Source organism: Ferruginibacter sp. (assembly GCF_031430955.1).
In the GTDB taxonomy this organism is placed as follows: domain Bacteria; phylum Bacteroidota; class Bacteroidia; order Chitinophagales; family Chitinophagaceae; genus Ferruginibacter.
Map to the genome: position 1 here is coordinate 1 of NZ_JANPCM010000432.1, position 5,033 is coordinate 5,033.

A 5,033-nucleotide genomic window follows, 5' to 3' on the forward strand; every position below is an offset into this window, starting at 1 on the left:
ATTGCTTTGTCAACTGACATTACCTTTCCATCATAGTCAGGGTCTACAGAAATTACTAAACAAGTTGAAATATTTTTGTTGCTCTTAACTTTTAAAGCAATTGTCTGTCCTTCATTTTCGTTTCCTGGAATTTCACGAAACAGCTTCCAATTGAAATCATTGAAATGATATAATTCTTCTATAAACTTATTTCTAGTTTTATCTTTCGCAAGAAAAGTTAAGTAGCGCTCCTGTTTATCTTTAGTTACAAATTTATTTATTAAAGTGTGTTCTTCGTGAGTTATCATTATATCAACTAATTTAAAAAAGCTATTTTAGGAATGTGCTGCTGCTATTAGTAACGCACAAAGTTCTAACTGATGTAATTATTTCAGTAATTCCTTTACCAATTTATCCAGCTCCTTACCTTCTGCATCAATGGCAACTACATTGCCATTTTTATCTAATAAAAAATTAGTAGGTATTTGTTCTACCCCATAAGTTGCTGCAACTGCACTGTTCCATCCGCCGGTATCAATTACCTGCACATATTTTATTTTATCCTGCTTAATGGCTTTTACCCAGGCCGCTTTTTTATTATCTAACGAAACACCAAACACTTCAAAGCCCAGGTCTTTATATTTTTTATACAACCTTACTACCGAAGGGTTAGCCTGTCTGCATGGCCCACACCAGCTTGCCCAAAAATCTATCAGCACTACTTTTCCTTTGTAAGAAGAAAGATTTATTACACTGTCTTTTACATCTGGTAAAGAAATTTCGGGAACCGCAGCACCAATTTTTATTTGTGCAGCACCGGTTAAAGAAGCAATTAAAATAATTGAACCAAAGAATAATTTTTTCATTTACAACAATTTTTTTTCTGAAATAATGACAATATAAATCTTAATATTTTTTTCATGAGGATAATTGGTCTTTAATCTTTCTGTTTTAATACATTAAAAAAATTATACTCCAGTTTCAGCACCACTCCTTGGGGTGCTGTTCGGGTTAAATTTGTTACCAGCGGGTAACGGTAGCCGGCATCAACACGTAAACGGCTGTTAAAAATAAATTGAACAGCAGGTGCCACATCCAAATAATTATTAGCATCACTAAGATTAGTTTGTCCTAAAAATTCTACCATTAAATTTACATTAACCTGCTTGTAACTGGTGTATTCTTTGGGTAACATTAATTTTCCGGCAGAAAAAGAATAATTAATTGCGTTTCGGTTTTTATCACCATAATTAAATTTCTCTTTACCATTATCAGTTGCATGCAGCAATGATGCCGCAGCCGACAGCGCCACTTTATTAATTAATTGTGTGGCAATCACACCAGTTTCAACTCCTGAATTATGTCCATACAGATCAATTGCAGTTTGATGGATATCGCTGTTGTTAAAACTATACCTTGCATAAGCCGCCATTCTAAAATGTTTATGCACTTCATCAATACTGTAAAACCGGTACTTGGCATAAACACTGCCGCCTTCAGTTACAAATCCACCATTACGGTTGCTTAAAAACGCATCCAGGTGTATCATTACTTTTTTTGAGATGCCCAGCATTACTTCCGGCACCAGGTGGTAATTAATTTTTTTTGTATCTATGTCTTTCATAAGGTAGTTATTTGTTCTTATGCCAATACTGTTAGCTGCCATATTACTGGCCGGCTCAGTAAAAACATACAACTCCTGACTGTAAGATTTGATCATCAACAAAACAAGTATGAAAGATAAAATATACTTCATAAAATATTTTCTTTAAAATAACCGCCGGCACGGCTGTTAACCGCTGCCGGGATCATAAATTTTTACTAAATAGTTACATGAAAAATCCGCTTGCCGTTTTCTTCCCCCGTTTTATAGCAAGACATTTTTGTAAGGCTGCCATTCTTTTTATATTCTTTTGCAGGTATAAAACCTTTATCTAAAATTTTAATTGTTTTATTGCCCGACAATGTTTGATCCTTAACATTCAGAAAATGAAAATCGTTTGCCCCAACATTTACATGGGCATCGTTTGCAATGGCAACATTATCAAATTGTATGTTTGCTGTAAAGCTGGCTACAAAAAAACCTGCATCTTCCACTTTCTTTTTTAGTTTATCAAAATCAATAACCGCATTTTGTTTAAAAGAAATATCAAAAGTGGAATTTTTTATATTGGCATCAACCTTATCTACAAAGTCAAGGGATTTTATTGCTTTGTTGATGGCGTTACTGCACATACTGCAGGTTAAGCCGCTAGCCTGCAAACTTACTTTTGTAACCTGTGCAGTTGCTGTAAAAGAAAAAATAACAGCAATTATTAAAAATATATTTTTCATGATTCTCTTTTTAAATTTTAATTGCTAATACGCATTTTTTATAAATAAAATATAGATCGGGAAAACAAAATACAGTTGCAGGTTTTATAACACCTGCAACTGTTAAATAAATACCCTTATTGTTTTTCTTTTAAATCCATACTGCACTTTGTACATTTCCCCGGTGTATTACTTGTTACATCTGCATGCATAGGGCAAGTGTACACTTTCATTACTTCCATTTTCATTTGTTCTTTTTTCGATTTGGTTAAGTCCATACCACATTTGCTGCATTTACCAGGTGCGTCGCTTGTTACATCGGAATGCATGCTGCAGCAGTACGCTGCTGCTTTTTCAGTCCCAACACTTGCAGTGCTAACTTTTCTATCGTACTGGCAACAGCCATGTAATTTATTATACACTTTATCATCGGCGGTAAAGCCCTGTGTATCGTAACCGGATTTTGCAATGCTCTGCTGAATTTTATCAGAAGATGTTTTATTAGATGCGTAAGAAACTTTTAGCTCTTTACTTTCTTCGTTCCAGTTTGCAGTGGTGGCACCCCCTTTTTTTGCAGCTTTTTCAATAGTGGTTTTACACATGCCGCAATTGCCCCATACTTTGATGGTTTCTTTTGTTACAGCTGTTTGTGCAAAGGAAGTATTTATGGCGAAGATGCTGAACAACAGTGCAGCACAAATATTTAATGTTTTCATTTTATTTTAAATTTAATTATTGATTAATAGTATGCCTTGTATATATAACACAGTTCATCAACTGCTGTCGCTGCTGATGAAAAAAAACAAAACTTAATTTTAAATTCTGAAAACACAATTCATTATACTGGCAGAAGGCCAGTTATAATTGGGAGGAGAATGATTATTTACAACTGCAATTGCAGGCGCTGCTGGTAATTGCCAATCGTACAATGGAAGTTCAGTTACAACTGTAACAAACTTTGAAGTAAAATCTAAATTATTGTAAACATTTTTATGAGAGTCTTCTAGCTTAACAAACTTATGGTCATCGCTGCAGCAACCACCTTTCTTTTCTGTCATGCCGCATTTGCCGCACTTATTCCCGTTAGAGCTATAAAACTCCATACCAGCCTTTTTACCCATACAATAATGTATTTCCATGGCAATGCCCGAGGCAGCTGTCATGTACACTATTGTTAATATGGCTAAAAAGATTTTTTTCATTGCAGCTACAAAGATAAAAATATTGTTGTAACACAGGTGTTAAAATTTGGTATTATTTTATTAATTCACAAAATTCCATAGAATGCCAAAGCGTAGAATAAGCCCCTGTGTGGGGTAATGAGCCGCTGCGTAATTATTATTGATAAAGCCAAAGCCATTTAAAAAACTAACGGTATTCAAATTTTCGGCTCGTATGTAAGCTGTAAAAGACTTTATCCTGAAATGAAAAAATGCAGTGATGTCGGGAAGGTTTTTTAATTTAAAAGTATCCTGCGGCGTAAACTGGCCCATAACCGGCGAGTAGTTATAAGCTTCGTAAGGTGTATAATATCTTACCTCCAGCCCGGTACTTAAATTTAAATTTTTATAAAATGTTCCTTCAAAAGCAAAACGGTTACGGACAAAAACTAAGGGCACTTTTATGGGTGCGTTGCCATCGGTTTGCTGTGCCACCACATCAACATACCAGTTTAATTTTTTAGAAATTTTTATTTTTTTTGATGCTGATAGCTGCAGCAGGTTAATTACTTTGCTGCTTTGTGTAGTATGATAATAATCAGAAAAATAAGCCAGGTTGGTAATAATATAATTTTTAAAACTAAGATTTACAAAAGGGTTTTTAGCTTCGGCGCCAAAACTAATAATATTTTCTTTTTTGCTGATGGTGGCATTTTTAAAATTAAAAGCTGATAAACTATTGTAGATAAAACTCGGGCTGCGGTTTACGTTATTAAAAAACAAACGTACATCACCCAGTTTTTTATTTAAGTAACGGTCGATAGTTGCATAAGCATTGTAATCGCCGCTGTTGAGGCCGTTTAAATAAAATTCGCCTTTCAGCAATACATCCCACAATTTATTTTTTGTTTTATTGCGGTACTCGCCATGCAAAACAATATTGTAATAATTTTTTGTTTGTATGCCTGCTGGCCGGTAAAACTCTGCTTTTATATTTTCCAGCCGGGCACCTGCCAGCAAAAATTGGGCAGCATTTTTCGTATCCGGAAATTGCAGTAAAGAAAAATCGTTGCTGATCACTTTCCATTTTTCCTGTACATTAAATGTATCGGTAGTTTTTTTCAGTGTAGTATCGTACCAGTTTTTATAAATTAAAGAATCGGCGGAAACATCGGTGTACAGATAATTATAATTGCTGTAAGTAAAACTGTACTGTGCCCTCAGCTTGGGATAAAATAAATATTCGGTGGTAGAATCGTTAACAGCAATAGAATCTTTTTTTCCAATATCATAAGTTTGGCGTAAAAAGAAAGTAAAATCTTTATTGATATTACCGGTATTTACAGATGCGTTAAATGGATTGGGGGCAAATAAATTAGCACCGCCTAAATTCACGGGCACACTAAAGCGTTTCTTTTTATTGGGATCGGCCAGAGAGCTGTCGTTTACAATACCACCGTTCTCCGAATTTTTTATGGTGTTGCCCACTAATACAATATATGCCGCATATCTTTTTCGCTTGCCCTGGTAATTGCTGAAGAGGCGGTAACTTTTATGATTGGTATTTTGCGTAACAAAAAA

At 34.7% G+C, this 5,033-nt stretch carries 7 protein-coding genes; all 7 read right to left on the bottom strand.

Features of this window, described 5'->3' with window-relative positions:
* On the bottom strand, nt 1–287 hold a 287-nt coding region (locus tag ACY65O_RS11985; RefSeq protein WP_462221089.1), incomplete at its 3' end, for a hypothetical protein.
* Nucleotides 288–365: 78 nt separating this feature from the next.
* Complete coding sequence (locus tag ACY65O_RS11990) at nt 366–845, bottom strand: TlpA family protein disulfide reductase (RefSeq protein WP_462221090.1); 480 nt, start codon at nt 843–845, stop codon at nt 366–368.
* 71 nt (nt 846–916) lie between these two features.
* The gene (locus ACY65O_RS11995) at nt 917–1,735 is read right to left on the bottom strand and encodes a hypothetical protein (protein WP_462221091.1); all 819 of its coding nucleotides are present in this window, start codon (nt 1,733–1,735) and stop codon (nt 917–919) included.
* A 65-nt stretch (nt 1,736–1,800) separates the two neighbouring features.
* Entirely contained in the window at nt 1,801–2,313 is a 513-nt protein-coding gene (locus ACY65O_RS12000; RefSeq protein WP_462221092.1) for a heavy-metal-associated domain-containing protein, read from the bottom strand.
* 116 nt (nt 2,314–2,429) lie between these two features.
* Complete coding sequence (locus ACY65O_RS12005) at nt 2,430–3,008, bottom strand: heavy metal-binding domain-containing protein (protein ID WP_462221093.1); 579 nt, start codon at nt 3,006–3,008, stop codon at nt 2,430–2,432.
* Nucleotides 3,009–3,107: 99 nt separating this feature from the next.
* Nucleotides 3,108–3,494 carry an HYC_CC_PP family protein gene (locus ACY65O_RS12010; RefSeq protein WP_462221094.1) on the bottom strand — a complete coding sequence of 129 codons (387 nt, stop codon included), beginning with the start codon at nt 3,492–3,494 and terminating at the stop codon, nt 3,108–3,110.
* 60 nt (nt 3,495–3,554) lie between these two features.
* Nucleotides 3,555–5,033 (bottom strand): putative porin (locus ACY65O_RS12015; RefSeq protein ID WP_462221095.1); only part of this gene is annotated, 1,479 nt, incomplete at its 5' end.